The sequence below is a fragment of the Embleya sp. NPDC059237 genome, assembly GCF_042754105.1.
Taxonomy (GTDB): domain Bacteria; phylum Actinomycetota; class Actinomycetes; order Streptomycetales; family Streptomycetaceae; genus Embleya.
This window is the reverse complement of sequence record NZ_JBHZAE010000015.1, coordinates 195,347-220,588: the sequence shown is the minus strand read 5'-3', so window position 1 is coordinate 220,588 and position 25,242 is coordinate 195,347. Positions and strand designations below refer to the sequence as shown.

General features: G+C 71.9%; 19 protein-coding genes. 15 read left to right on the top strand and 4 right to left on the bottom strand.

Annotated features, from left to right (window positions below):
• The first annotated feature begins 13 nt into the window (after positions 1-13).
• The 8 genes from ACFXKZ_RS37410 (at position 14) to ACFXKZ_RS37375 (ending at position 14,526) form a co-directional block, all read left to right on the top strand.
• On the top strand, positions 14-202 hold the full coding sequence (locus ACFXKZ_RS37410) for a ferredoxin (RefSeq protein ID WP_380007324.1): 189 nt from the start codon (positions 14-16) through the stop codon (positions 200-202).
• A 3-nt stretch (positions 203-205) separates the two neighbouring features.
• The gene (locus ACFXKZ_RS37405; RefSeq protein ID WP_380007321.1) at positions 206-1,387 is read left to right on the top strand and encodes an NAD(P)/FAD-dependent oxidoreductase; all 1,182 of its coding nucleotides are present in this window, start codon (positions 206-208) and stop codon (positions 1,385-1,387) included.
• Between the two features lie 991 nt (positions 1,388-2,378).
• On the top strand, positions 2,379-3,452 hold the full coding sequence (locus tag ACFXKZ_RS37400) for a phytanoyl-CoA dioxygenase family protein (protein WP_380007318.1): 1,074 nt from the start codon (positions 2,379-2,381) through the stop codon (positions 3,450-3,452).
• Positions 3,434-4,747: a DUF6271 family protein gene (locus tag ACFXKZ_RS37395; RefSeq protein WP_380007315.1), complete on the top strand. Its 1,314-nt coding sequence runs from the start codon at positions 3,434-3,436 to the stop codon at positions 4,745-4,747. Before ACFXKZ_RS37400 ends, ACFXKZ_RS37395 begins: the two co-directional genes overlap by 19 nt.
• 19 nt (positions 4,748-4,766) lie before the next feature.
• The gene (locus ACFXKZ_RS37390; protein ID WP_380007312.1) at positions 4,767-5,951 is read left to right on the top strand and encodes a type III PLP-dependent enzyme; all 1,185 of its coding nucleotides are present in this window, start codon (positions 4,767-4,769) and stop codon (positions 5,949-5,951) included.
• Complete coding sequence (locus ACFXKZ_RS37385; RefSeq protein ID WP_380007309.1) at positions 5,952-6,518, top strand: GNAT family N-acetyltransferase; 567 nt, start codon at positions 5,952-5,954, stop codon at positions 6,516-6,518.
• A 9-nt stretch (positions 6,519-6,527) separates the two neighbouring features.
• Positions 6,528-7,814, top strand: a complete 1,287-nt coding sequence (locus ACFXKZ_RS37380) for an MFS transporter (protein ID WP_380007306.1) — start codon at positions 6,528-6,530, stop codon at positions 7,812-7,814.
• A 229-nt stretch (positions 7,815-8,043) separates the two neighbouring features.
• Complete coding sequence (locus tag ACFXKZ_RS37375) at positions 8,044-14,526, top strand: DUF5979 domain-containing protein (RefSeq protein WP_380007303.1); 6,483 nt, start codon at positions 8,044-8,046, stop codon at positions 14,524-14,526.
• 115 nt (positions 14,527-14,641) lie between these two features.
• Here ACFXKZ_RS37375 and ACFXKZ_RS37370 read toward each other — a convergent pair whose 3' ends face one another.
• A complete protein-coding gene (locus ACFXKZ_RS37370) occupies positions 14,642-15,334 on the bottom strand; it encodes a type 1 glutamine amidotransferase (protein WP_380007300.1) in 693 nt (230 codons plus the stop codon).
• A gap of 97 nt (positions 15,335-15,431) precedes the next feature.
• On the opposite strand from ACFXKZ_RS37370, the gene ACFXKZ_RS37365 reads away from it, so the two are divergent.
• Together ACFXKZ_RS37365 and ACFXKZ_RS37360 are read left to right on the top strand one after the other, a co-directional pair.
• Positions 15,432-17,147, top strand: coding sequence for an amidohydrolase (locus tag ACFXKZ_RS37365; protein WP_380007297.1), 1,716 nt, complete (start codon positions 15,432-15,434; stop codon positions 17,145-17,147).
• A 51-nt stretch (positions 17,148-17,198) separates the two neighbouring features.
• Positions 17,199-18,128 carry a TIGR03619 family F420-dependent LLM class oxidoreductase gene (locus ACFXKZ_RS37360; RefSeq protein ID WP_380007294.1) on the top strand — a complete coding sequence of 310 codons (930 nt, stop codon included), beginning with the start codon at positions 17,199-17,201 and terminating at the stop codon, positions 18,126-18,128.
• Positions 18,129-18,197: 69 nt separating this feature from the next.
• On the opposite strand, the gene ACFXKZ_RS37355 is transcribed toward ACFXKZ_RS37360, so the two are convergent.
• Together ACFXKZ_RS37355 and ACFXKZ_RS37350 are read right to left on the bottom strand one after the other, a co-directional pair.
• A complete protein-coding gene (locus ACFXKZ_RS37355) occupies positions 18,198-18,398 on the bottom strand; it encodes a hypothetical protein (RefSeq protein WP_380007291.1) in 201 nt (66 codons plus the stop codon).
• Between the two features lie 111 nt (positions 18,399-18,509).
• Positions 18,510-18,833 (bottom strand): ArsR/SmtB family transcription factor, encoded by a 324-nt coding sequence (locus ACFXKZ_RS37350; protein WP_380007287.1) that lies wholly within the window; start codon positions 18,831-18,833, stop codon positions 18,510-18,512.
• A gap of 218 nt (positions 18,834-19,051) precedes the next feature.
• On the opposite strand from ACFXKZ_RS37350, the gene ACFXKZ_RS37345 reads away from it, so the two are divergent.
• The 3 genes from ACFXKZ_RS37345 (at position 19,052) to ACFXKZ_RS37335 (ending at position 22,439) form a co-directional block, all read left to right on the top strand.
• A complete protein-coding gene (locus ACFXKZ_RS37345) occupies positions 19,052-20,542 on the top strand; it encodes an MFS transporter (RefSeq protein WP_380007284.1) in 1,491 nt (496 codons plus the stop codon).
• Between the two features lie 223 nt (positions 20,543-20,765).
• The gene (locus ACFXKZ_RS37340) at positions 20,766-21,422 is read left to right on the top strand and encodes a DUF6230 family protein (RefSeq protein ID WP_380007281.1); all 657 of its coding nucleotides are present in this window, start codon (positions 20,766-20,768) and stop codon (positions 21,420-21,422) included.
• 72 nt (positions 21,423-21,494) lie between these two features.
• Positions 21,495-22,439, top strand: coding sequence for a DUF6114 domain-containing protein (locus ACFXKZ_RS37335; RefSeq protein ID WP_380007278.1), 945 nt, complete (start codon positions 21,495-21,497; stop codon positions 22,437-22,439).
• 118 nt (positions 22,440-22,557) lie between these two features.
• On the opposite strand, the gene ACFXKZ_RS37330 is transcribed toward ACFXKZ_RS37335, so the two are convergent.
• A complete protein-coding gene (locus ACFXKZ_RS37330) occupies positions 22,558-23,493 on the bottom strand; it encodes a hypothetical protein (RefSeq protein WP_380007275.1) in 936 nt (311 codons plus the stop codon).
• 237 nt (positions 23,494-23,730) lie between these two features.
• Between ACFXKZ_RS37330 and ACFXKZ_RS37325 the strand changes: the two genes are divergently transcribed.
• Entirely contained in the window at positions 23,731-24,408 is a 678-nt protein-coding gene (locus ACFXKZ_RS37325) for a papain-like cysteine protease family protein (RefSeq protein ID WP_380007272.1), read from the top strand.
• A 4-nt stretch (positions 24,409-24,412) separates the two neighbouring features.
• Positions 24,413-25,228, top strand: coding sequence for a hypothetical protein (locus tag ACFXKZ_RS37320; RefSeq protein ID WP_380007269.1), 816 nt, complete (start codon positions 24,413-24,415; stop codon positions 25,226-25,228).
• Positions 25,229-25,242: the final 14 nt, after the last annotated feature.

The window sequence follows — 25,242 nt, the reverse complement described above, 5'->3', positions numbered from 1 at the left end:
AGGGACCACGACCGTGAAGGTCATCGTCGACATGGACCGGTGTCGGGACCACGGGCAGTGCGTGTTCTCCGCGCCCGAGGTGTTCCGGATCAACGATGCCGGACGCCTCGAGTTCGTCGCCGAACCGGACGACACGCTGCGCGACGCGGTCGAGGACGCCGCCGACGTCTGCCCGTTGCAGGCCATCACGATCGAGGACTGAGCGATGACCGGGCGTCGGGTGGTGGTCGTCGGCGCGTCCATGGGCGGTCTGCGGGCCGCCGAACAACTGCGGGCGGCCGGCTGGACCGGCGGCATCACCGTCTTGGGCGACGAGCCGCACATGCCGTACAACCGACCGCCGTTGTCCAAGGACGCGCTCGTCGGCGAGGTGACGCACGCGGCGGTCGCCTTTCGGCTGCGCGCGAGTTGCGCGGACGTCGACTGGCGGTTGGGCGAGGCGGTGACCGGGGTCGACCTGGACGCGCGTCGGGTCCGTTTGGCGGGCGGCTCGTCGTTGTCGTACGCGGGACTGGTGGTGGCCACCGGGCTGCGTGCGCGCCGGCTGGGCTGCCCGGGGCCGGCGGTGGGGCGGCACGTGGTGCGCACCCTCGACGACGCGCGCGGGCTGCGCGACGCGCTCGGTCCCGGGCGTCGGGTGGTGGTCGTGGGCGCGGGCTTCATCGGCTGCGAAGTCGCGGCCACCGCCCGCCTGTCGGGGGCGGAGGTGACGGTGGTGGCGCGGGAGGCGGAGCCGATGTACCGCCCGCTCGGCGCCGAACTCGGCGCGGCCGTGCGCCGGCGGCACACGGATCGTGGGGTGCGCTTCGAACTCGGCCGCACGGTGGAGCGGTTGACGGGGAAGGGGCACGTCACCGGGGTCGTCCTGGACGACGGCCGCACGCTCTCGGCCAACGTGGTGATCGAGGCGATCGGCGCGATCCCGAACACCGAATGGCTGACCGGCAACGGCCTCGACCTCACCGACGGCGTGCGCTGCGACGCGGCCCTGCGGGTCGAATCCCGCCCCGACGTGGTGGCCGTCGGCGACGTGGCCCGCTTCGCCAACCCGCGCTACGACGACGTCCCACGCCGCGTCGAACACTGGAGCATCCCCACGGACACGGCCAGGCACGCGGCCCGCACCCTGACCGCCCACCTGTCCGACACCGCCGCGCCCGACGCCCCCTTCGCCCCGCTGCCCGGCTTCTGGTCCGACCAGTACGAGGACCGCCTCCAGTCCTACGGCGCCCCCGCCCTCGGTGCCACCGACATCCGCCTCCTCGAAGGCACGTGGACCACCGCCTGCGCGGTCGGCTACCACCGCGACGACACCCTGGTGGGCGTGGTGGCCCTGACCCCCAGAGGCCACCCCTTGTCCACCAAATACCGCGGCCACCTCGACTGACCCCCTCCCGCGTGACCCCGCTGTCGCAGCCCTTCGTGTCGAAGACCACGGAATAGTCCGGTTCCCACTCGAAGTCGTAGCTGTTGCCGTGTGTACGCCCGCGCCGTCCCGCCGGCCCCGGACGAGCGACCGGCGGTCGCCCGGGCGACGTCGTGCCGGCCGATTCTCATTTCCTTCGAGCGGGTTCCGCACGACAGTTGCCGGCACGCCGAGCGAACTCCCGGTCAACCGAGGTCGAACGGCATCCGAACACCTCGCGCGTCGCCGAGCCCCCCGTCCTCCGCCTGCGTGATCATGCGGGAACGCGCCGTTGCAAAAAGGATCATCGTGGGGGTTGACACTGAAAGTTGGTCTAGACCAACCTAGAGGTACGGGGATTGGAGAGGTGTGTGTCCCGGCATGGCCGCAGCGTGGTAGCGCGGCCGGTCGGTGAGGCATCTCGCGTTCGCTTTGGGTGTCCGCGATCGATGTGCGGCGCCGGATACGAGGAGGTAGGAATCCCGATCGAGGCTTCGTCGGGGATCACGGCCTCCCCGGACCACCCCCCTTGTACCGCCGAACCTCCCGGCCGACCTCCCTCGGCCGTTCTCCACGGCTGACTCCCACAGCCGAACTCCCGAGCACCGCACACGGCACCACATCGGCGGCCTCACCCGACACACGTTCCGCGACCGGCACGACCTCGCGGCACGCGCAGGCAGGCGAGGTTGCGATGTGTCCTGCCCCCGGTCGGATCGAGGCGACCCGCAGGCCGGGCGAGCGCGCGCGAGCAGCCGCGCTTGTCCGATGACGAGCGAACCGCCCTTTCCCGTCCACGACTTCACGTGCCCGGGAACGGCCGACCGCCGCCCTTGCCTCGACTCGCCCGGTCGATCCCGGACGGCGACGGCCGGGGGCGGGGCGATCGCGCCGACGCGCCGGTACACCGGCACGAACCGCGATGCCCCACGCCCCCATACCGACCAGATCATTCGAGCCTTGGAGGGATCGTATGCCGACGCCCGAATCCGACCCATACCCGTACCGAGCCGCGTCCGAGATCCCCTACTTCAGTTCGATCGGCGAGACCTACCTGGCCCCGACCCCGCTGCGCGACCTGAAGAAGACCCGACCCCTGCGGGTGCTCTCCGAAGCCGACTTCGACTTCTGGCAGACCTACGGGTACGTCGTCGTCAAGGAGGCCATCCCGGCCGAGGCCGCCGCGCGACTGCTCGAATTCGCCTGGGACTTCCAGGGGCTCGACCCCGACGACCCCGAGAGCTGGTACTCGGACGACCGGCAGTTCCGCTCCGCGCTGGATCAGGAGCTGCACATCTACGGCTTCGTCGAGGCATACCACCACCAACTCATCTGGGACAGCCGCCAGTCCACCCGTGTCTACGACGCCTTCGTCGACGTGTGGGACTGCGAGGAGCTGTGGGTGACGCTGGACCGGCTCAACCTGAACCCGCCCAACGTCCGCGACCGTGACCGCGCGCACATCGCGCCCACGGACAAGGGTTTCGACATCGAGCTGCACTGGGACGTCGACACCACACTCGCGACACCCCCGCAGCGGGTACAGGGCATCATCGCGCTCGACGACACCCGCCCGGACCACGGCAGTTTCCAGTGCTCGCCGGAGCTGTTCCGCCGATTCGAGCACTGGAAGTCCGGCCAACCCGAGGACCGCGACCCGATCCGGCCGGATGCCGACCGCGACGAATACCCGGTGGTGCGACCGCAGTTGGCGGCCGGCGACCTGCTGATCTGGAACGGACTGCTCGCCCACGGCGTGGCCCGCAACACCTCCGAGCGCGGCGTGCGCGCGGTCCAGTACCTGTCCATGATGCCCGCGCTCGAAAGCAACCGGGAACTGACCGAATCCCGAGTCGACTCCTGGCGGCACCTGCGCACCCCCGACTGGAACAAGACGCTGGTCGGCGACGCCCGCAAACACGAATCCCTCAGGTACGAGACGGCGACGCTGAACGACCTCGGCAGGAAGCTCCTGGGCCTCGAATCCTGGAGCGGGCACACACCCGCACCATCGACCGGAGAAGCGCAATGCACGCAATCTGCCTGACCCTCCCCACCAACAGGGCCTGCGCCGCGACCATTTCGGCGATCGCCGCCGAAGCCGCCCATGCGGCCGGGCACTTCGACGTCGAGGTGCACCTGCTGATCCTCGACTCCGCCGACCCGGCGACACTGAGCGAACACCGGCAGGCGGTCGCCGCTCTGCCGGCGACACCGCACGTGGTCGTGCACCACCTCGACGAGAGCGAACAGCGCGCCTTCCTCCGTGCGGTCCTCGCCCGCGCCGACGTCACCAAGCCGGACCTGCTGCTCGACCTGATGCTCCCGGACCGGGTCTCCTACGGCGCCTGCACGAACCGCGCGTTCCTGATCGCCGCCGCCCTCGGCTGCCGATCGATCCACCGCCGGGACTCGGACAGCACCTACCAAATGCTCGACGGCGCACCCGTCTTCCCGATCCACCACGAGCTGATGTCGCTCGGCCGACCGGCGCGCGAGGCGAGCGCCGGCGTGTCGGAGACCACCCTCGACCCGACCCTCGCCGCCGACCCCGTGGTCCTGGTCGGCAGCTCGTTCGTCGGCGAACTCTCGGTCGACATCGGCGAGATCCGCCGCCTCGACCCCGAGGTGTACTACGACGTGGTCGGCCTGTGGGCCCCGCCCGCCTGGTCCGACGAGCGCAAGCGGGAGCTGGTCGACGAGTCGTTCACGGGCGCGGGCACCGCGCCGTTCGTCGCGGACCACTCGCTCCTGACCGTCGTCGACCCGATGCGGGTGGACATGTGCAACGTCGCGTTCGACCACGCGGTGTACGAGCGGGTACCGCTGCCGCCGGCCACCGACACCATCGGCAGCGACTACTTCCTCCTGCACCTGATCCACGACGCCGCGCTGCCCGGAGTCCTGCACAACCGCAACATCGTGAACTTCTACACCGCGGAACGCCGCACCGACCCCGGATTCGCGGCCTACCAGACCCGGTTGACCAAGTTCTTTCTCTCGATGCTCTACTTCGAGTTCATCTACGACCGCATGGCGGCGGCCGGCGGCACGCTCCTGGACGACGAACGCCACGTACGTCCCGCGGTGATCGCCGAACTCGCCCGCGAGAGCACCCGGTCGGACCGCACCGACAACATCGCCCGACTGCGCAGCCTGGACCGCTCCTACCGGCGACTGGGCGGGCGCTACGCCGAGTTCGCCGACACGCTCGCCACCCGCGGCCCACGCCTGCTCGACGAGGTCCAGGAGGACATCGAGGACTTCGCGCTGCTGATCGAGACATGGGATTCGCTGGTCCGGGCGAGCCGGACCACAAGCCTCCACGAACCGCACGGATAGTGGGACCCGGACCGACATCATGCACGTAAACGCACACATGCGCGCCGCCCTGGCCACCGCCGACGACGACCTGATCGTCTTCGATCTCGCGGGCATCGAAGAACGCTACGACACGCTGACCCGCGAACTCCCCGACGTCGCGGTGCGATTCGCGATGAAGGCCTGCCCCGTGGACGAGGTGCTCGGCTGCCTGGCCCGCCAGGGAGCGGGCTTCGACGCGGCCAGCCCGCAGGAGATCGCGCAGGCGATCGAGACCGGCGTACCCGTGGACCGCATCCACTACGGCAACACCATCAAGTCCGACCGGAACATCGCCGACGCGTACCGGCTCGGCATCCGCGACTTCGCCACCGACAGCATCGAGGACGTCGCCGCGATCGCCGCACACGCCCCCGGCTCCCGAGTCTTCTGCCGCCTCGCCACCAGCGGGGAGGGCGCGCTGTGGGGACTCAGCCGCAAGTTCGGCTGCTCCGGCGCCGATGCCCTGCGGATCCTGGAACGGGCCCGCGCCGAGGGCCTGATCCCCGCCGGACTGTCCGTCCACGTCGGCTCGCAACAGATGACCACCGAGGGCTGGCAGGAGGCGTTCGACCGGATCGCGGACACCCTCGCGGCACTGAACCGGCGCGGGATCCACCCCGACCACGTCAACCTCGGCGGCGGACTGCCGGCGCTGGGCTACCTCGACCGACACGGCCAACCGCTGGAACCCCCGCTGGACAAGATCTTCGAGGTCATCCGTGAGGGCATCCGGCGGCTGCGCCGGGTGTCCGCCGTGCCGCTCGACTTCCTGATGGAGCCGGGGCGCTACTTCGTCGCGGACACCGGTGCGATCCGGGCCCGGGTGTCCCGGCTGACCACGCGCGAACAGCCCGACGGTCAGCGCCGCAACTGGCTGTACCTGAGCTGCGGCAAGTTCAACGGCCTGTACGAGATGGACGAACTCCAGTACCGCCTGGTGTTCCCCACACACGGCGGCGCCGAGTACGTGCCCGCCGTGGTGGCCGGGCCCACCTGCGACAGCGACGACGCCTTCGGGGCGGACGGCGACCTCGTCCAGGTGCCCAGGGCGGTCGCCTCGGGGGATCCGGTGTGGATCCTCTCCAGCGGCGCCTACGCCACCAGTTACACCACACAGGGCTTCAACGGGTTCGCCCCGCTGCCGTACACCTGCGTCGACGTATCCGTGGAAGGTCTGGTGTAGATGGACCACGACGTGCGCATTCGGCACATCACCGAGGGCGACTGGGACGACATCGTCGCGCTGGAAGCCGCTACCTATGCCGACGGCGCACTGTCGGAGGGACGGGCCGCGCTCCGCTCGCGGGCCCGTTCCTCGCCGGCCACCTGCTTCGTGCTGGAGGTGGGCCGGCAACTCGCGGGCTACGTCCTGTCGTTGCCATACCCGGTCGGGCAATACCCGGACCTGGACCGCGAGGAGGAGGTGGTCTTCCACTCGCGCAACCTGCACCTGCACGACCTGGTGGTCGGCGAGGCGCACCGCGGCGAGGGCCTGGCGGGCGAGCTGCTGCGCCGGGTGAGCACCGCGGCGCGCGCCAAGCGGTACCAGCGCATCTCCCTCGTCTCCGTCGGCGGCAGCGAGGGGTTCTGGTCGGCGCAGGGGTTCCACGCCCTGCGCGAGATCGCACTCCCCGCGAGCTACGGCCCGGACGCGGTGTACATGTCCATGCCGGTGGCCGCGGACCCCCGCCCGGCCCGGCGCGGACCATCGACGATCCGTCGCGCGGATCACCCTCGGATGACGAAGTAGGCCGATCACATGTTTCGCGTTCGCGATGATTTCCGCCGGGCACAGGTGGCGATCGCAGCACTGTTCTGTTTTCTCGGACTCCAGTACGCCACCTGGGCGTCGCGGTTGCCCGCGATCAAGAGCAAGCTCGATTTGGGCGAGGCCGAGGTCGGTCTGCTGCTGATGGCCTGCGGAGCCGGGGCGGCGGCCTCGTTCCCGCTCGTCGCGATCCTGACCCGACGCCTGGGCTCGCGTCTGCTCGCGCTGCTGTCCGCGTTCGCCCTGGGTGTCCTGCTGCTCGCCCTGGCGGTGGCGCCGAACTACCCCGTGGCGCTGCTGATCATCTGCCTAGACGGGGTGGCGGTGGGTTGCCTGAACGTCGCGATGAACGCGCAGGGCGCCGCGCTCGAAGTGCGGTACCAGCGCACGGCGATGGCCAAGCTGCACGCCACGTTCAGCGGCGGGTCGTTGTGCGCCGCGCTGCTCGCCTCGGGGATGAACGCGCTCACCTCGACACTGGCCGCGCACTTCGCGGTGGCCGCCGTACTGCTGGCGCTGCTGATCGGCTACGCCCGGCCCGGGCTGCTGACCGAGGACGAGGCGGCGCCCAAGGCCGCACCGGAGCCGGCCGCCGACGAGCCGGCGCCCGCGGGCCGGCGCCGGTTGAGCATGCCGTCGCGGATCACCATCTGGATGGGCTGCGCGATGGCCTTCGGCACGGTGACCGAGGGCGCGATGAACGACTGGTCGGCGCTGTACATGAAGGACGTCGTGCACGCGTCGGCCGAGGTGGCCCCGCTGGGTATCGCCGTGGTCTCGGTGATGATGGTGCTCGCCCGGGTCTTCGCCGACGGGTGGCGCACCCGCTGGGGCGACGGGCGGATCGTCCGGGTCGGAAGTGTGCTGGCCGGTGCCGGGTTGGCGGTCGCGCTTGTGGTCGGCGGCGTGGTGCCGGCGCTGATCGGCTTCGCGTGCGTCGGCCTGGGCGTCGCCGCGGTCACCCCGTGTGTGTACGTCGCGGCGGCGCGCGCGGGTTCGGACGCACTGGCCCTGGTCGCCGCGATGGGTACCACCGGCCTGCTGGCCGGGCCGGCCCTGATCGGCTTCATCGCGAGCGGCAGCAGCCTCGTGTGGGGGATGGGCGCGGTCGCCGCCTCGGCCCTCCTGGTCTCCGTCTGCGCGACGCAGATCCACTGGACGAGCGTGACCGACGCCGACGCCGACGCCGACGCCGACGTCAACACCGACACGGACGCCGAGCCCGCCCCCAACCCCGCCCCCGCCGACCGCACCCCGCTCACCGACGCACCTGCGTAACCCGCGCGAGCCCGGTCCGTGGCCGACGAGCCACGACACGGACGGAAGCCCCGTCACCCGCTTACGAGAAGGCGGGCGACGGGGCTTCCTCGTCTGCGCGCACGGCCGGGCGATCGACGACGCCCGACGCGCGACCCGCCGCGGTGATCAATGCGCACAAAAGATGATCTTCCATCACATAATGTGACCGCCCGATCCCATGGAGTGCCGTAACCCCGCGAGGAAACGCATGCGCGTACACCCGAGGCTGAGCGTCGCCTGCCTCATCCTGGTCACGGCCATGGTCGCCGGCCTGTTCGCGCTCCCCTCGTGGGACGGAGCCTCGGCCGCCGACGACGGGCGTACGCGGCCCGCGGCCCACAAGGTCGCCGCGGCCGACGCCGTCGTGGGCATCCGGAAGAAGGTGACCGGGGCAACCATGCCCCTGGAGCCCGGCGCGGTCTTCTCCTACGAACTGACGGCCAGTTGCTCGTCGTTGACCACCTCCTGTGTCGGCGCCGTGGTCGAGGACGTGCTCCCGGCCGGATTCGACGTCACCTCGCTGCCGATGACCACCGACACCCGGACCGTGAGCTACGACCCGGCCGCCCGCCGGCTGGTGATCACCTTCACCGAGCCCCTGCCCAGCCCGCCCGCGCCGGCCGGCAGCACCGGCCTGCCCGCCGGCGCCAGTCGCAACCTCGCCATCGGCCTGCGGGTGCCCCGGGAGACCACGTTCGAGGACGGCACGCGGATCACCAACACCGCCACGATCAAGGCGGACAACGCCGACCGGGCCGAGGCGAGCGCGGACGTCACCGTGCACATCCCGCGCGAGGTCCGCCCGATCACCACCAAACGCTGGGCCGACGGCTCCGCGGTGGCCCAGTCGCACGCGCAGAGCACCATCACCCTCGGCGTGCGCAACGCGTCGTCCACCTCGGCCCAGGTCACCCGACTCACCGTCGAGGACACCACCCCCGCCACCTTCGACAATTTCGACCTGGTCGGGGTCGGCCCGGTGGACCGCTTCCCGGCCGGCGCCGACCGGGTGCGGGTCCTGGTCTGCACGAAGCCGATCGGCACCCCGTGTACCGACGCCGAGTACGTCGCCGGACCGCTCACCGCCGGCTCGGATGTACCGCTGCCCCCCGGTGTCGAGCCGGGCAGGGTCACCGGTGTGCGCCTGGAGTTCACCAACGGGTCCGGCTCCGCGCTGCCCTACGACCCCACCGGCGGCCAGGTGCCGATGCGGCTCGCCCTGCGGGACACGGTCCGCTCGACCGGTGACCCGCCGGCTCCGGCCACCCGCACGACGATCCACAACTGCGCCGCCACCACCGCCCAGGACCCGATCGCGGGCAGCGTGGCCGGCGCCCCGGCCTGCGCCGACTTCGACATCCTGCCGAACATCGCCACGGTCACCGCGACCAAGGAGTTCTTCTCCGACACCAACGGCGACTTCGTCGCCGACGGCGCCGCCGTGCTCGGCACCCGCGCACCGGTGACCATGGTCGTCGGCGCCGGCAACACCGCCTCCTTCCCGGTCGCGTCGCTGACCATCACGGAGCCGTCCGGCTCCGCCGTGAGCGAGTTCGACAAGGTCGACGTCACCAAGCTCCGGGTCGACTTCCCGCGCGGCGCGGTCGCCGCGACGCTCACCGTCACCTGCCGCGACGGCAGCACCCCGAGCCCGGTCGCGCTGACCCGGCCGCCGGACCAGCAGGTGTTGCCGAACACCGGCTGTCCGAACGGCAGTCCGCCGAGTCGGGTCTCGATCACCTACACCGGCACGGACGCCGCCGGACACGGCACCATCGTGCCCAATGCGACCGGCGGCCTGGCCCTGCACGGCACGCTCAACGCCCGGGTCGACCAGTCCGACGCCCGCGACGGCGTGGCGAACTGCGCCGACGCCGGCGCGACCAACCCCGTGGACGGCTCCGGCGCGGGCTCGTCCACGGCCTGCACGTCGCTGCCGCTCGAATCGCCCCGGACCGACGTCCGGCAGAGCAAGAGCGTCGACCAGGCCGAACTGCCGCCCGGCACCCCGGTGACGTTCACCCTGGACCTGGCCAACGAGGGCAACGGCGCGATGGACCGGCCCTCGATCACCGACCCGCCGGACCCCACCGCGACCGGCACCGTCTTCGACATCGCGCGGCTGACCTCGCTGAGCGTTGCCTACCGCTACCCGTACGGCCTGCCGATCGTGCTGGAGGTGTACGACCCGGCCGCCTCGGCCTGGGTGCCCTACGCCGCCGGCGACGCCGCGCTGCTCACCCGGGCCCGGGGCGTGCGCGCCCGCGTCGAGGGCGACCTGCCCTCGCGCGGCCGGATCATCCTCAACGTCACCGTGGAACGCCGCGACGGCGTCCCGGACGGAGCGCAGATCCACAACTGCATGCAGATCGGCTCCGCCGGCACCCCCTTCGGCGGCCCCGCCTGCACCAGCGAGAACACCACCACCGCGCCCGCCAGAACCGGCGGCTCGGTACAGAAGAGCCTGGCCCCCTCCACCGTCGCGCGGCCCCTGCCCGGGGTGCCGAGCCAGGAGGTGGACCTGCGGATCCGGGCCGAGAACACCGGCAACATCAACCTGAAGCAGCTCGTGGTCACCGACAACGACGCCGACTTCTTCGACGCCGCCGACCTGCTGCGGATCGCCGGGGTGAGCTTCCCGCCCGGCGCCGACCAGGTCCGAGTGGACGCCTGTACCACCGCCTGCGCCGATCCCGGCGCGACCTGGATCACCGGTACCACGACCGGCAGCAACACCCCCGGCCTGCCCGGCGGGGTCGCCGCCGCCGACGTGCGCGGCCTGCGCTTCACCTTCACCTCGTCCCGGGGCGACTACGACCTCGTGCCCCGCTCCGACCACCCCGCCGACGGGCCCTGTCCGCAGGCCACGGTCTGCCTGAAGGTGGCCGCCCGCGCCGCGCTGCGCTCCGCGCCCGGCACCCCCGTACCGGACACGCTCGCGGACACCGCCTCGGCGGCGGGCGAGAGCCGGCTGCAACAACCCGGCGGGCTCTTCCCGTTCGGCGACAGCACCGCGACGCTCACCCTCCAGGAGGGCACCGCGCAACTCGCGGTCACCAAGACCCCCGATTCGCGGATCGGACCCGGCGAGACCGCCCCGTTCACCATCACCGTGCGCAACACCGGCACCGGCGTGGTGCCCGATCCGGTGGTCGCCGACCCGATCCCCGACCTGCTGCGCTTCGACGAATCCTTCGCCGGCCCCGGCGGCATGCCCTTCCGGGTCACCGCGACCGGCCCCGGCACCACCCCGCCGCCGGTGCCCACGTACGAACCGCAGCGCGACGGCACCGGACGCATCACCAAGGTGATCTGGCGCTTCACCGGCACCGACCTGCTGCCGGGCGCCGAGCTGAAGATCACCTTCCAGGTCCGGCTCGCGCCCGGCGTGCCCGGCGACTCGGTGATCCAGAACATCGCCGGCGCCGGCTCCGACCGGCGTCCCGACCTGGACTGCGCACCGGGCTCGGCCCGTGAGGGCATCGCCGTGGACGACCTGGCCAACTTCGGCCGGGGCACGTACTGCACCTCCCGCGCCGAGGTCACCACCCTGCCCGGCACCGCGTTCGAGGCATCCAAGTGGGTGACCGGCGACCCGACGCTCGGCCTGTACAACTCGGTCACCCATACCTACGTCCCGCTCGACTCGCCCGCGTGCCCGCTGTTCAAGCGCGCCGGCGTCACCTACACGCAGTACCCGTGCACCGCGCTCGTCCTGCCCGGACAACGCTTCGAATACCTGATCCGCGCGGTGAACACCGGCACCGAGCCGGGCCGCGAGGTCCGTCTCCTCGACGTCTTCCCCTACCGGGGCGACACCGGCGTACTGCTCGGCAACCAGCAGCGCGGCACCGAGTGGGTCTCGCGCCCGCTGCTGACCGGCGCCCCCGAACTGGTCGGGCCGGGCACGCTGACCACCCGCTACTCCACCGTCGCGAGCCCGTGCGGTACCACCATCGCGACCCCGAGCCGCCCCTGCGCCCCGGGCAACTGGCAGCCCACCCACACCCCGGACGCCACCGGCGTGGAGATGGGTGTCACGTTCGACCCGCTGCTCGCCCCCGGCGGCGAGATCCTGGTCCGGCTGCCGATGTCCGCGCCGACGGACCTGCGGGAGCCCGGCGATCCCGCGATCGCCTGGAACTCGTTCGCCCACTCGGAGAGCGTGGTGCGCAACGGCGCCGCCGAGGAACTCCCGGTCACCGAACCGCCGAAGGTCGGCATCGGGATGCGCTTCGGCAACCTGCGGGTGGACAAGGCCGTGGCCGGCCTGCCCGAGGGCCTGCCGCCCGGCCCGTACACGGTCGCCTACCAGTGCACCGTCACCCCCGCCGGCGGCACGCCGCAGGTGGTGCGCGAGGGCACGTGGGAGATCACCCCGTACACCCCGATGGCCTTGGTCGGCGTGCCCGCCGGCGCGAACTGCCGGGTCTGGGAGACCGATTCGGCCGGCGCGCACAGCGCCAATCTCGGCGAGGCCAACGCCCTGCAGGCGGTGATCACCCCGGCCCGGCCCGACGAGGAGGGTCAACACCTGGTGATCACCAACGAGTACAGGAAGGCGAGCCTGCGCGTCGCCAAGACGGTCACCGGCGCCGCCGCCGGCGAGGTCGGCTCCGGACCGTTCACCGTCCGCGTCGACTGCACCCTGGCCGGACAGCGGCTGACCGGCTTCCCCAAGGACCTGGTGTTCGCGGGCGCCGGCCTGCAGACCCTGGACGAACTGCCCACCGGCGCACACTGCACCGCGACCGAGCCGGTGGGCGGTGGAGCCGGCACGGTGACCGTCACGGCCGGCGACGCGGTCGGCGCAGCGCCCGACACGGCGGTGGTCGACTCGGTTCCGGGCAGGACCGCGAGCCTGACCGTCGCCAACGACTTCCCGACCGGCTCACTGCGTGTGGTCAAGCGGATCGAGGGCCCCGGCAGCACGTTCGCCGACCGCACCTTCCGCTTCCACGTGGCCTGCGCGTTCAACGGCAAAGCCGACGCGGTGATCCGTACCCTCGCGCTCAAGGCCCCGGACCTGACCGGATCGCTCGACGACCTCCCGGCCGGCGCCGAGTGCGTCGTCACCGAGGCGGACCCGGCCGGCGCCGACCAGGCACCGCCGCCGGTCGGCCCGATCACCATCCGGCCCGGCAAGGACCAGGCCGACACCGTCGTGGTGGACTTCACCAACACCTTCTCCACCGGATCGCTGACGCTGAACAAGCGGGTTGCCGGCGCGCCGGCCGACGCGCCGTACGTCCGCGACGCGGTGTTCGGCTTCCGGGTCACCTGCATCCGGGAGGCGGAGGGCGACGGCGGATCGCCGGCCGTGGCCTTCGTGATCCGCAAACGCTACGAACTGAGGGCCGGCGCGAGCCTGCACATCCCCGACCTGCCGATCGGCGCCCGCTGCTGGGCCGAGGAGACGGCGACCGGGGGCGCCGCCGAGGTGACCATCGACCACGGCAACCACGCCGACGCGGTGATCGTCACCAAGGACGCGCCGAACGTGGTGATCAACGCGGTCAACACCTTCACCACCGGGAAGTTGCGGCTGGCCAAGCAGATGAGCGGCCCCGGTGCCGGGTTCGCCGCCGGCCGGGAGTACACGCTGCTCCTGACCTGTGTGCTGGACACCGGTGACGGGCGGGTACAGACCCTGGTCGACCGGCGCCCGTACACCTTCGACGGCGCGGGACAGCGTGAGGTCGACCTCGGCTACCCGCTGCCCACCGGGGCCCGCTGCCGGGCGACCGAATCGCGCACCGGCGGGGCGACCTCGGTGGTCGTGGACCACGACACCCCGGACAAGGCGGTGACGATCGGCAGCGACAAGCCGGTGACGATCACCGCCGTCAACACCTTCGACGTGGCACAGCTCATGGTCACCAAGCGGGTGTCGGGCACGGGTGGCGATGGTCGGTACACGATCACCGTCGAGTGTGTCGCGCGTGACTCGGACGGCGGCGAGTTGCCGATCCTGCTGCCCGCCGGCGACGCGCGGTTCACGCTGACCGCCGACCAGAGCCGGACCATCACGGTGCCGGCCGGTGCGCGCTGCACGGTCGACGAGGTGAACCGGCCGCCGAACACCGACGTGACGATCGTGGACACCGATCCGAGCACGCCGCCGGGGGTGGTGCAGGTGGGGAGTCAGGCGGCGGTGACGGTGACGAACAGCCACCGGGAGGTGCCGCCTACGACGGTGCCGCCGACCACGGCGCCGCCTACGACGGTGCCTCCGACGACGGTGCCTCCGACGACCGTGCCGCCGACCACGGCGCCGCCGACCACGGTGCCGCCGACCACGGTGCCGCCCACGACCGCGCCGCCGAGCACGGTGCCGCCCACGACGCACCCGCCGACGACGCACCCGCCGACGACCGCGCCGCCCACGACGCAGCCGCCGACGACCTGTCCGCCGAGCACGGGTCCGGCGACCACCGGTCCGCCCACGACGCCGACGGCGCCGGTCGTACCGCCGACGGAGTCGACCAAGCCGACCAAGCCCACCCCGCCGACCGGGCCGTCGACACCGCCCGCGCTGCTGCCGTCCCCGCCCGCGCCCACGGCCAAGCCGCTCCCGGGCACCGGCGTCGGCCTGTCCCCGGTTCTGCTCGCGGCCCTGGCCGCGGCGCTCACCGGAATCGGCCTCGTGCTGATCCGCGCCGGAGCACGGAGGCGCCGCAAGCAGCAGTAGGCCACCGGCCCGCGTCCCGACCAGGTCTCCGGGGCACGGGCCCACGCCCGAAGACGTCCCTCGGCGAGCGCCCGAACCCGGGTGCTCGCCGAGAGGCGTCCGGAACGCCCGTTGCTCAGAGCTTGGCGACCTCCGCCAGGAACACGTCCACCAGCGCGGCGGCCCGCTCCCGCGCACCCGCCTCGCTCCGCCGCAAGTCCTCGACATCCAGGCCGAGTTCGGCGGCCTGGTCGGCACCGCCGTGGGCCAGCCATGCGGCCGCGATGTCCGGGGTGACCTCCGGGTGGAACTGCACGCCCATCGAGCGGCCGACGACATACGCCTGGGGCCCGGCCGTCGAGCGGGCGATCTCCCGGCCGCCCGGCGGCACGGTGAAGCGGTCGAAGTGCCACTGGTACCAGGGCCCGGCGGCGATCAGGTTCGGATCGTCGGTCTCGACCCGGTGCCACCCGAGTTCGTACTTCGGGGCCGGCTCGACCGTGCCGCCGAGCGCCGCGCTCAGCGCCTGGGCGCCGAAGCAGATGCCCAGGACCGGGACGTCCGCCGCGACCGCCTCGCGCAGCAGATCGAGTTCGTCGCCCACCCAGGTGCCTATCGTCGCCGTGTCGTAGACCGACCACGGCGCGCCGAGCACCACGATCACGTCGAAGTCGGTCGGGTTCGGGAAGGCGAACCGGACGTCGGGGGAGTGGAAACGTTCGTCGGGGACGACGGTCACGTCGTGCGACTCGAAGCCGCGTTCGGCCAGTCGCATGCCGACGAATCCGGCGTGTGAGGGGTGGTCGTGGCGAATGATCAGGGCACGCACCGGAGCTCTCCTTCCGTCGATCCGGCCCGAGGTCTTGTGGCGGCCGGGTTCGATCCATATCGTTTGGCCTCAAATAATATCGGGTTAGGAGACCTCCATGTCGGTCGGCACCGATCTCGTCATGATCAATGGTCGGGTACTCACGGTCGATACCGCGTTCACCATCGCCGAGGCACTCGCCGTCCGGGCCGGCCGGATCGTCGCGGTCGGCTCGGACGCCGAGATCCGGCCGCTGATCGGCCCCGACACGACGGTGATCGACCTGGCCGGCCGCAGTGCGCTGCCCGGCATCGACGACTCGCATCTGCACGCGTGCGCGTTCGGCGCCACCCGGCCGCCGCTCGCGGTCGACGTGTCCCATCCCGCCGTCGGCTCGATCGCCGACATCACCGCCGCCGTCGCCCGACACGCGGCGACCCTTCCGCCGGACGCCTGGGTGATCGGGAACGGCTGGGACGTCGGCTACCTCGCCGAGTGCGGGCCGTCGGCGACCGGCGGCGCCCGCACACGTACGCCGCATCGCCGGGACCTGGACGCCGTGGTGAACGATCGCCCGGTCCTGCTCTACGAGTTCACCGGACACACCGCCTGGCTGAACAGCCGCGCCCTCGAACTGGCGGGCATCGACCGGCACACCGTCGCCCCGCCCGGCGGCATCATCGAACTCGACCCCGACGGCGAACCCACCGGCCTGCTCCGCGAGGGCGCGCAGAACCTGGTCAACGCGGCCGTACCGCCGATGACCCGGGCAGATCGGGAACGGGCGATCCGCGCGGCGGTGGCCATCTGTCACGCCGAGGGCATCACCGGCTTCACCGAGCCGGGCCTGGGCCCCGGCGGCGGCTCGCTCTTCCTCGGCGCGGCCGGCGCGGAGACCCTGGCGGTCTACGCCGACCTGGCGCGCAGCGGCGAACTCGACGCGCGGGTCAGCGTGTTGCTACTGCCGCTGGCCATGGGCGAAGCCGCCGACGTGCTGCCCGAACGCCTCGCCGCACCGCTTCCCGAGGGCATCGACGACCTGGACCCCCGGATCCTGCGAGTGCTCGGGGTCAAGGTCTTCGCGGACGGGATCCCGCCGAGCCGGACCGCGTGGATGCACGAGGAGTACGTCGGCGGCGGCAACGGCTGCCTGTGCATGCACGGCTCCACCGACGCGCTGCGTGTGGGCGAACTGCGCACCATCGTGCGCCACGCCCACGCGGCGGGCCACCAGATCGGCGTGCACGTCACCGGCGATCAGGCGATCGACGCCCTCGTCGAGGCATTCACGGAGGCCGCCGACGCGCACCCGCGCGAGGACGAGCGGCACTACGTCATCCACGGCGACTTCTGCACCCCACGCAGCCTGCGCACCCTCGCCGAGCACGGCTGGGGAGTGAACATGAACCCGGCGATCAAGTGGACGATCGCCGACCTGATGGACGGCGTGGTCGGCCCCGAACGCTCCGCCTACCAGTGGCCGGTGCGCAGCGCGGTGCAGGCCGGCATCGCGGTCACCGCGAGTTCCGACGCGCCGATCACCCACCCCGATTGGCGCCGAGGGGTGTCCGCGATGATGCTGCGCGAGTCGAAGGCGACCGGCAAACCCAGCGGCCCCGAGCAGTGTGTGGACCTGGCCACCGCGGTGCGCGCGTACACGATCAACGCCGCGCGCCAGGACTTCGCCGAGGACTGGAAGGGCTCCCTGGAGGTCGGCAAGGTCGCCGACATCTGCGTCCTGGCCGGCGACCTCACCACGGCGACCCCGCACGAGATCGCCGAACTGCCGGTCGCACTCACGGTGTTCGACGGCCGGATCGTGTACTCGGCCTGACCCGCCCCGAAGCCCCTCTCCCGATGCCCGATGCCCGACGTAAGGACCGCCATGCCCGCGCCCCGCATGATCCTCGTGCTCAGCGAGAACTGGACCCTGACCGACCCCCGCGACCTGCCCGCCCTGGTCCGCATGGCGGTGGAGGCGGAGGACGCCGGGTTCGACGGCGTCATGGTCAGCGAACACATCGTGCTCGGCCCGGGCTCGGACGCCAACGGGCTGATGGCGAACCCGCGCGAGTACGCCCTGCCCGGCAACCAGGACCCGGCGACGCCGTGGCCGAACTCGCTGCTCCTGCTCGCCGCGATCGCCGCGCGGACCACCCGACTGCGCCTGATCGCGGCCGGAGTGATCGCGCCGCTGCGCCATCCGCTCGCGCTGGCCCAGCAGTTGGCCACCCTCGATCTGCTGGCCCAGGGGCGCCTGGTGGTGCAGCCGATCGTGAGCTGGCACCCGCCCGAATACGCCGCCCTCGGCGTCCCGTTCGAGCGCCGCGGCCGGCTCCTGGACGAACACCTGGCCGCCTGGGAGGTGTTGTGGCGGGACACCCCGGCTTCTTTCGCCGGCGAGGACTACCGCTTCGAAGACGCCTACCTGGTGCCCAAGCCCTACCGCGAATCGGGCCCGCGCCTGTGGATCGGCGGCAGTTCGGTACATCCCGCGCTGCTGCGCCGGTTGGTCCGGTACGGCCACGGCTTCCACCCGCTCGGCCGGCCCACCGACGCCGAACTGACCGACCTGCGCGCCGCTTTGGGCGAGGCGGGGCGCGATGCGGACGCCCTGGAGATGGTCGGCGGGATCCGGCCCACCTTCCCGGACGCGCACAGCCCCGCGCCGATCGAACTCGCCTTGGAGTCCATCCCCGGCCAACTGGAGCGCGGCTTCGGCACGATCTGCGTCAAGCCCTCCCAGTACACCGACGACCGGGCCGAAGTGGGCGCGCTGTGCCGCGACATCGTCCGACGGGTCGCGACGATGTGAGCCCCGCCCGCGCGCCGTGCGGTGCGCGACCCCGCCTGGTCCCGGCGCCTCGGGGTACCTTGACGCCGCTCAGACAGGTGCCACGTGGATCGGGTCCACCGGGACGTTGACCGTACGGGTGCCGCCGAGCAGACCCGGGAGGGTGAAGGCGACCTCGATCTCGCCGCCGAACCGGTTGGCCACCACCCAGCCCTCGGCGTCCGCAGGCACTTCCTGGCGAAGTCCGCCGCCGAGCGCCGTGATCGCCCTGACCTTCGTACCGATCTCCATCGCACACTTCCCTCGCCGTGATACCGGAGATCGGTGGTAGTACCCGACCGATGCAAATCGGACACCACGCGTTGCGCCGATCGCGGCGGCCCCGGGCGACGGAGCCGGGGCCTACTCGTCGGCGTCGGTGCGGGCGCCGCTCAGGATCGCGTCGAGCAGGCCCGGGTAGCGGGCGTCGAGGTCGGCCCGGCGCAGCGAGAGCAGGTTCTCCCGACCGGAGGGCTCCTGGGTGATCACGCCGCTGTCCCGCAACACGCGCCAGTGGTGCGTCATCGTCGACTTCGCGGTCACGCCCAGCACGGCGAGCACGCTGCCGCAGTTGTGTTCCCCGCCCGCGTCGAGCACCCGCACCGCGCCGAGTCGCAGCGGGTTGCCCAGTGCCGACAGGACGCTCTCGATCCGGATCTGATCGCGGTCCGGGTGGCGGTAACTCATGCTCCCACTGTACCGCGACATTCGAACAATCCATTTCTACAGACCGGATGACCTGCGCCGATGTGGTCCCGCGCGGGCCCGTGACGGCGGTTTCAGCAAGGACCGGCCTTGCCTGTCAGTCCGACTGTACGCAATCATTCGTACGGTCGGCCTCGGCCGGGTGACCTCGCCCGTCGAGTGCCGGAACCATCCGGTGACCCACGAAGGGGCGTATTCGCATGTCCACTTTCTCCGCGCCGACACCGCCGAGGGCCGCTGCCGGCGGGCGACACCTCGGCTGGACGTTGGCCCTGTTGGCCCTCGCGCAGCTGATCTACGCCCTCGATCTCAACATCGTGTTCGTCGCGTTGCCCGAGATCGGCGACGACCTCGGCTTCCCCGGCCAGACCCAGCAGTTGGTGGTCAGCGCGTATGTCGTCTTCGCCGGCGGCTTCCTGCTGGTCGGCGGGCGCGCCGCGGACCTGCTCGGCCGACGCCGAACCTTCGTGACGGCCCTGCTCGTCTACGCGCTGTCCTCGCTGGCGGGCGGCCTCGCGCCCGACTCCGGCACGATCATCGTGGCACGCGCGATCCAGGGCATCGGCGGCGCACTACTGCTGCCGGCCACCCTGTCCCTGATCAACACCCTGTTCGAGGAAGGCCCGAAGCGTAATCGAGCTCTCGCGGTGTGGGGTGGCGCGGGCGCGAGCGGGCTGACCATCGGCGCCCTGCTCGGCGGCGTGCTGACCGAGAACTTCGGCTGGCCCGCGGTGTTCTTCGTCAACGTCCCGCTCGCCGGACTGGCCGCGCTCGCCGCGCTGTTCGTCATCCCCCGCGACCCGGCCCGGGGTATCCGCCGCCCGTTCGACCTGCCCGGCGCGCTCGGCGTCACCGGCGGTTCCACCCTCCTGGTCGCCGCCCTGGTCGAGGGTCCCGAACTGGGCTGGGGCAGCCCGTGGGTCGTCGGCGCGTTCGTCCTGGCCGTGCTGCTCCTCGCGGCGTTCGCCGCCGTCGAGGCGCGCACGCGGGATCCGCTGATGCCGTTCCGACTGTTCCGCAATCGCAGCCTCACCGTCGGGATGGCGATCACGTTCATCTACATGGCCACCTTCGGCGTGCTGCCCTACTTCCTCACCGTGCTGCTGCAGAGCGTGCACGGCTACAGCGCGCTGGAGAGCGGACTCGCCTTCCTGATCCCCTCGGTCGCCATCGCCGCCGGCACCCAACTCGGCGAGCGCCTGGCCACCCGGTTCGGCAATCGCCGCACGCTCATCATCGGCTTCGTGATCGGCGCGATCGGTACCGCCGTACTCGCCGTCGGCTTCGACGAGGGCGCCGGCTATGGCCTGCTCGTACCCGGACTCGTGGTCTCCGGCGTCGGGCAGGGCATCGTCTGGACCGCCATGTGGATCGCGGCGGCCACCGGCACCGCTCCCGCCGAGCAGGGTGTCGCCAACGGCATCGCCTCCACCACCCTCAACCTCGGCAACGCCATCGGTCTCGCGGTGTTCACCGCCATCGCCGACATCGGCACCGACGGCAAGTCCGGCGCCGCGCTGCGAACGGCCACCGCCGACGGCGAGTTCGTGGTCGTCCTGCTCACCGCCGCGGGCATGGCCATCGGTCTCCTGGCCACCCTGGCGCTACGCCGCCACTCCACCACCACGACTCCCATCGCAGCCCGTTCGGCGCTTGAGGAGGATGCCGGAGAGTTCCCGAAAATCCGTTGACTTATATTCAAAACAGCGCCTACTCTCGGCCCCGGCACGGTATATACGCACAGCGTCGAAGGCAGCTCCGCTCCGCGTCCCACGGCATCGCCCCGCGGCACCGAAATCCGGCCCCGCCCCGCTGCCCCGCCCCGATGTCCCGCGACGCGTCCCAGCCCACTCGCGTGCGTGCGCGTTGTCTCGGCGACTCGTGAACGGCCCGGTCCCACGAGAGGGGAACACAGTGTCCGCACGAAACGGCTCGGCATCGGAACGCGACTTCGGTACGGGCGGCCCGTCGGCGCAGGCCGACGAGGGGGGCACGAGTTGGCGGCGTGCGGCGGCGCTCGGCGCGGTGGGTTTCGGCGTGGTCGGCGTCCTTACCCTGGCCATGGCACAGGGCGCCCTCGCCGCCTCGTTCGCGGTGTCCGGGACCAGTTTCCAGGTGAGTTCGGGCAAGCTGAGCAGCGCCGGCCTGTCGTCCTACGTGAGCACCAACACCTCACTCGACGGCAAGGGACACCCGGTCTCGATGCTCGCCGTCGGCGACGCGACGCTGAGCGACATCTGCCAGTCGGCCAAGGTCAAAACCCCACTGGGGACGATCACGTTCAAGCTCACCGCCGGCGGCGACGCGGGCGCGGTGACCGCGAAGAACCTGATCATCAGCGCCGAAGACCTGGTCGGCGACGCGCAGTTCGGCACCGTGGAGATCGGCCGCGACGCGTCCACCCTGGACAAGGTGTCCGGTGCGCAGGGCGAGCGCGGCACGTTCGGCCTCCAGGCGGGCGACGTCTCGGTGGCCGGCGTGCGTTCGCACGCGTGGTCGGCCACCGGCGGCACGTTCAACCTCCGGGGCCTGCGCGTCGGGGTGAGCCTCGACGGCGCCGGCTGCTTCTGATCCCGATCCCACCGCTGCGGTCACTGCCGCTGCCGCTTGCGCTCGCACGTCACCTCCGGAGGACGGAACGACATGGAGCCCAGATCGAGATTGGACCGCTACCTGCCGTTTCGGGCCGCGCGGCGGGTGGTGCGCCGATGGCGGCGCACCCGGCCGTTCTGGAGCGGGGTGTATCTGATCGCGGGCGGCCTGGAGATCCTGGCCGTCCCGCTGTCCCCGCTGCCGGTGATGATCACCCTGGGGATCGCCGGCATCGCGAGCCTGGCGATCGGGGTGATCCTGATCGTCGCCGGGTTGTTCATGTGGTTCGCGGCCCGACACCGGCACTTCGTCGGGATCTTCGCGATGATCGTCTCGATCTCGTCGTTCGTGGCGGCCAACCTCGGCGGCTTCCTGCTCGGCATGCTGCTCGGCGTGCTCGGCAGCGCGATGGGCGTCGCGTGGCGGCCGAACCGGGTGTCCGTCGGCGGCGAGACCGTGACGATCGCCGTGTTGCTGCCCCTGCTGCTCGTCGCGTCCATCCTCGGCCCGGTCGAGAATCGGGCCGGAGCGGTGGCACACGGCGGTGGCCGGAGCACCGCCACCACCGTCACCGTCGCGCCACCGGCCGAGCGGATCGTCGTCGGTGCCACACCCCCGGCGATCACCGCGAGCTTCTTCGCCCCGGTCGGCTTCGCCCTGGCCGGGGTGACCACCCTGGACACCGTGCGCGGACCGCTGCGCGTACTGGTGCTGACCATGGACTCGGCCCGCCTGCGCGACTATCGCCTGTCCACCCGGGACGGCGCCGGGCCGGGGATGCGGATCGACACCACCCGGCTCGACCTGGACGGGCACGTCCGGATCTACCTGACCAGGCTGCACGGCTGTATCGAGGGCCTGCTCTGCCTCGACTTCGCGGCCGACGGCCTGCCGCTGCCCCCGATCATCCCGCCGTTCGTGTTCATGACCGACGTCCGCGCCGAGCAGGCGCTGGTCCGCACCGACCGGATCACCACGGACCTGAAGCTCACCTGAGCGGGCGTGACCCCACCGTCACATGTCGAACAGCGCGCTGACGCCCTCCCCGTCGTGGATCCGGCGCACCGCCTCGGCCAGGGCGGGGGCGGTGACGTCGGATTGATCGGGCCGCCGCTCAGGTCCAGTCCCAGCCGATCCCGAGCAGGCCCGGGCCGACGTCCTGTTCGGCCAGGTGGACGATGCAGTGGCGGCCGTTCAGGGTCAGGTCGCGTCGGCCGGCGCGCGGTGCGGTCGCCGTGCTCTGTGTGAAGCGGCGGCAGTGCACGGGTAGTGCGGCCGGGTCGAAGCGCACCTGGAGCACGTACTGCCCGCAGGGGAAGGTGAATCCGCGGACATACTCCTTGCTCGGTCCGCCCGTGCCGTCCTCGAAGCCGTAGCCGAACACGTAGGTGTCACCGGCCCGCAACCGCGCGTCGAACAACAACTCCGCGACCAGAACGGCCGAATCGCCGCTCCACCGCACCCGGCCCACCCGGCAGTTCTCGTTCGCCCGCACCCGTACCCGCTCGGGCGCACAGCCCGGGTCGCCGACGTGGATGGCGAGATAGCGGTCCACCCCGTCGCGGTGCGCGCGCACCACGTGTTGCGAGGCGCGGCCCTGGAGTTCGCGGGCCGGGCCGACCCGGACCCGCTCCAACTGGCAGACGGTGTGCAGTCCGCCATCGGCCGGCGATTCCAGATCGGTGAGCAATCGCCCCAGCGAGCCGGACTCCTCGACCACCGCGCGATACGGCCGGGACGCGGTGCGCTCGCCGGTCGGCGGTTCGAGCAGCCGGGTCAGCGCGCGCGGCGGCAACTCCAGTACCTCCTCCAACGCCCTTACCGCGCGCAACGATTCGGCGCGCTGCGGGCGCCTGGCGCCCTGTTGCCAGTAGCTGAGACTGGTCACCCCGACGTGTACGCCGCGCTGGGCCAGCCGGTGTTGCACGCGGTGCAGGGCGAGGCCGCGCGCGGCCAGTGCCGCGCGCAACGCCAGATGGAACGGGCCCGCGCGCAACGCCCTCGCCAGTTCCGCCTCGACCGGATCGGGTCGGGTATCGGTCCGCGACATCGCTCGCCTCCCTTGTGAACGTTCACGGCCGTCCGGTCGGGGCCGGCGGTCCAGGCCGAGGTGTCCCGGTCGACCGGTCGCATGTCGTTCACACGCCGGTCGAGACGTTCACACCACCGCTTCACCCCGCATTGAAGCGTCTTGAAAGACACCACGACAACACCCGATGCTCCACCTTGCAGCGTCCGGACGCGCGCCACGTTCCACCTCTCGTCCCTCCGTTACGGAAGGAACGCCATGACTCGAACGTCCCCACGCACGGGCCCCGCGTCCGGTCGGCGCGGTGCCGCGGTGACCCTCGCCGTGGTCGCCCTGCTCTCCGCGCTGTTCGCGGTGCCGTCGGCGGCTTCCGCCACCACGTCCACCTCGGCCGCCGCCGGCTCCGGCTCCACTTCCGCCTCCGTCGCGACCGACGTCGCGGCGCCCGTCGCGCTCGGCGCCAAGCGGCTGAACATCACCATGCAGGCCCAGCAGAAGAGCAACTGGTGCTGGGCGGGAGCCGGCAACACGATCGCGACCTGGTACGGCCGCGGCTACAGCCAGAACCAGTTCTGCAACGCGGCATTCGGTCGATCCCAGAACACCGAGTGCCCCAACTCCCAGGCCAACCTGGGCAACGTGCAGAACGCGCTGGACTGGGCCGGGATCAACTCCGGCTCCTATGTGAACGGTTGGCTCCAGTACAGCACCGTACAGACCGAGATCAACGCCAACCGGCCGATCGAGACCCGGATCCAATGGTCGTCCGGCGGCGGGCACATGCACGTGATCTACGGCTACGACACCGCGCAGAGCTGGGTCTACTGGGGCGACCCGTGGCCGTCGAGCACCCGCTACAACTGGGCGTCGCACAACTGGTACGTGAACAACAACCAGTTCTCCTGGACCCACTCGCTCTACCGGATCGGAGCGTGACGCCATGACCACAGGCCCCATCAAGCGTCTGTTCGCGGCCGGCACCCTGGCCGCGGCGCTCACCCTGACGCTCACCCCCCAGGCCGCGCACGCCGCGTCCGTTCCCGCGCCGCCGGCGCCGGACGCGGCGAGCGTGAGCGCCGCCCGGGACGTGGTCGCCGCGCCGGACACGTTGGACACACTGGCCAGGTTCTTCGCCCGGGACGGCGCGCTCGCGGCGCCGAACGCGGCGCCCAGGATCGACGGCGACGTGGTCGCCGTGTACATGCTGTCCCCGGAGTTCGTCGCGGCCCGACCGGGCGCCGCGGTACCGATCGCCCGGCGGGAGTTCCTGGCCGGCACGGCGGTCGCCGCGGACGGCCGCCGGGCGTCGGTCTGGACGGCCGACACCGCGCAGGGCCCGCAGGTGGTCAACATCGCCGAGGGTGACGACGAGGCCCGCTACGTCGCCACCGGGGCGCGGTTGGCGCCCGGTGGGGTGGTCTTCCGCGAGCCGCAGATCAACGCCTGGTACGTACAGGCCGGCGACCGGGTGTCGCCGCTCAACGCCGACGCCGAGCACGCGATCGGCGCGGGCGGGACCACCGTCGCGGCCTACCAGCGGCGGGTACACCGGGCGTACGCCGACAAGTTGCCCGGCTCCGGCTACGACGCGAAGGGGTTGGCGGGCGGCTTCGGGCCCACCGACCCGGGTGCGGTGCGGTCCGGTTCCGGCGACGACCCGTTCGGCATGGCGCCCACCGCGTTCGCCGCGGCCGGGTTGCTCGGTGTGGCGGGTCTGGGCGGCGTCGTGGTGCGGGTGCGGCGGCGCCGTTCCTGAACCCGGGCCGACGC

Excerpts from the sequence above, each read along its gene's own strand:
- ACFXKZ_RS37405 (WP_380007321.1), top strand. The coding sequence starts at position 206 with ATGACCGGGCGTCGGGTGGTGGTCGTCGGCGCGTCCATGGGCGGTCTG.
- ACFXKZ_RS37400 (WP_380007318.1), top strand. The coding sequence starts at position 2,379 with ATGCCGACGCCCGAATCCGACCCATACCCGTACCGAGCCGCGTCCGAG.
- ACFXKZ_RS37395 (WP_380007315.1), top strand. The coding sequence starts at position 3,434 with ATGCACGCAATCTGCCTGACCCTCCCCACCAACAGGGCCTGCGCCGCG.
- ACFXKZ_RS37390 (WP_380007312.1), top strand. The coding sequence starts at position 4,767 with ATGCACGTAAACGCACACATGCGCGCCGCCCTGGCCACCGCCGACGAC.
- ACFXKZ_RS37385 (WP_380007309.1), top strand. The coding sequence starts at position 5,952 with ATGGACCACGACGTGCGCATTCGGCACATCACCGAGGGCGACTGGGAC.
- ACFXKZ_RS37380 (WP_380007306.1), top strand. The coding sequence starts at position 6,528 with ATGTTTCGCGTTCGCGATGATTTCCGCCGGGCACAGGTGGCGATCGCA.
- ACFXKZ_RS37375 (WP_380007303.1), top strand. The coding sequence starts at position 8,044 with ATGCGCGTACACCCGAGGCTGAGCGTCGCCTGCCTCATCCTGGTCACG.
- ACFXKZ_RS37365 (WP_380007297.1), top strand. The coding sequence starts at position 15,432 with ATGTCGGTCGGCACCGATCTCGTCATGATCAATGGTCGGGTACTCACG.
- ACFXKZ_RS37360 (WP_380007294.1), top strand. The coding sequence starts at position 17,199 with ATGCCCGCGCCCCGCATGATCCTCGTGCTCAGCGAGAACTGGACCCTG.
- ACFXKZ_RS37355 (WP_380007291.1), bottom strand. The coding sequence starts at position 18,398 with ATGGAGATCGGTACGAAGGTCAGGGCGATCACGGCGCTCGGCGGCGGA.
- ACFXKZ_RS37350 (WP_380007287.1), bottom strand. The coding sequence starts at position 18,833 with ATGAGTTACCGCCACCCGGACCGCGATCAGATCCGGATCGAGAGCGTC.
- ACFXKZ_RS37345 (WP_380007284.1), top strand. The coding sequence starts at position 19,052 with ATGTCCACTTTCTCCGCGCCGACACCGCCGAGGGCCGCTGCCGGCGGG.
- ACFXKZ_RS37335 (WP_380007278.1), top strand. The coding sequence starts at position 21,495 with ATGGAGCCCAGATCGAGATTGGACCGCTACCTGCCGTTTCGGGCCGCG.
- ACFXKZ_RS37330 (WP_380007275.1), bottom strand. The coding sequence starts at position 23,493 with ATGTCGCGGACCGATACCCGACCCGATCCGGTCGAGGCGGAACTGGCG.
- ACFXKZ_RS37325 (WP_380007272.1), top strand. The coding sequence starts at position 23,731 with ATGACTCGAACGTCCCCACGCACGGGCCCCGCGTCCGGTCGGCGCGGT.
- ACFXKZ_RS37320 (WP_380007269.1), top strand. The coding sequence starts at position 24,413 with ATGACCACAGGCCCCATCAAGCGTCTGTTCGCGGCCGGCACCCTGGCC.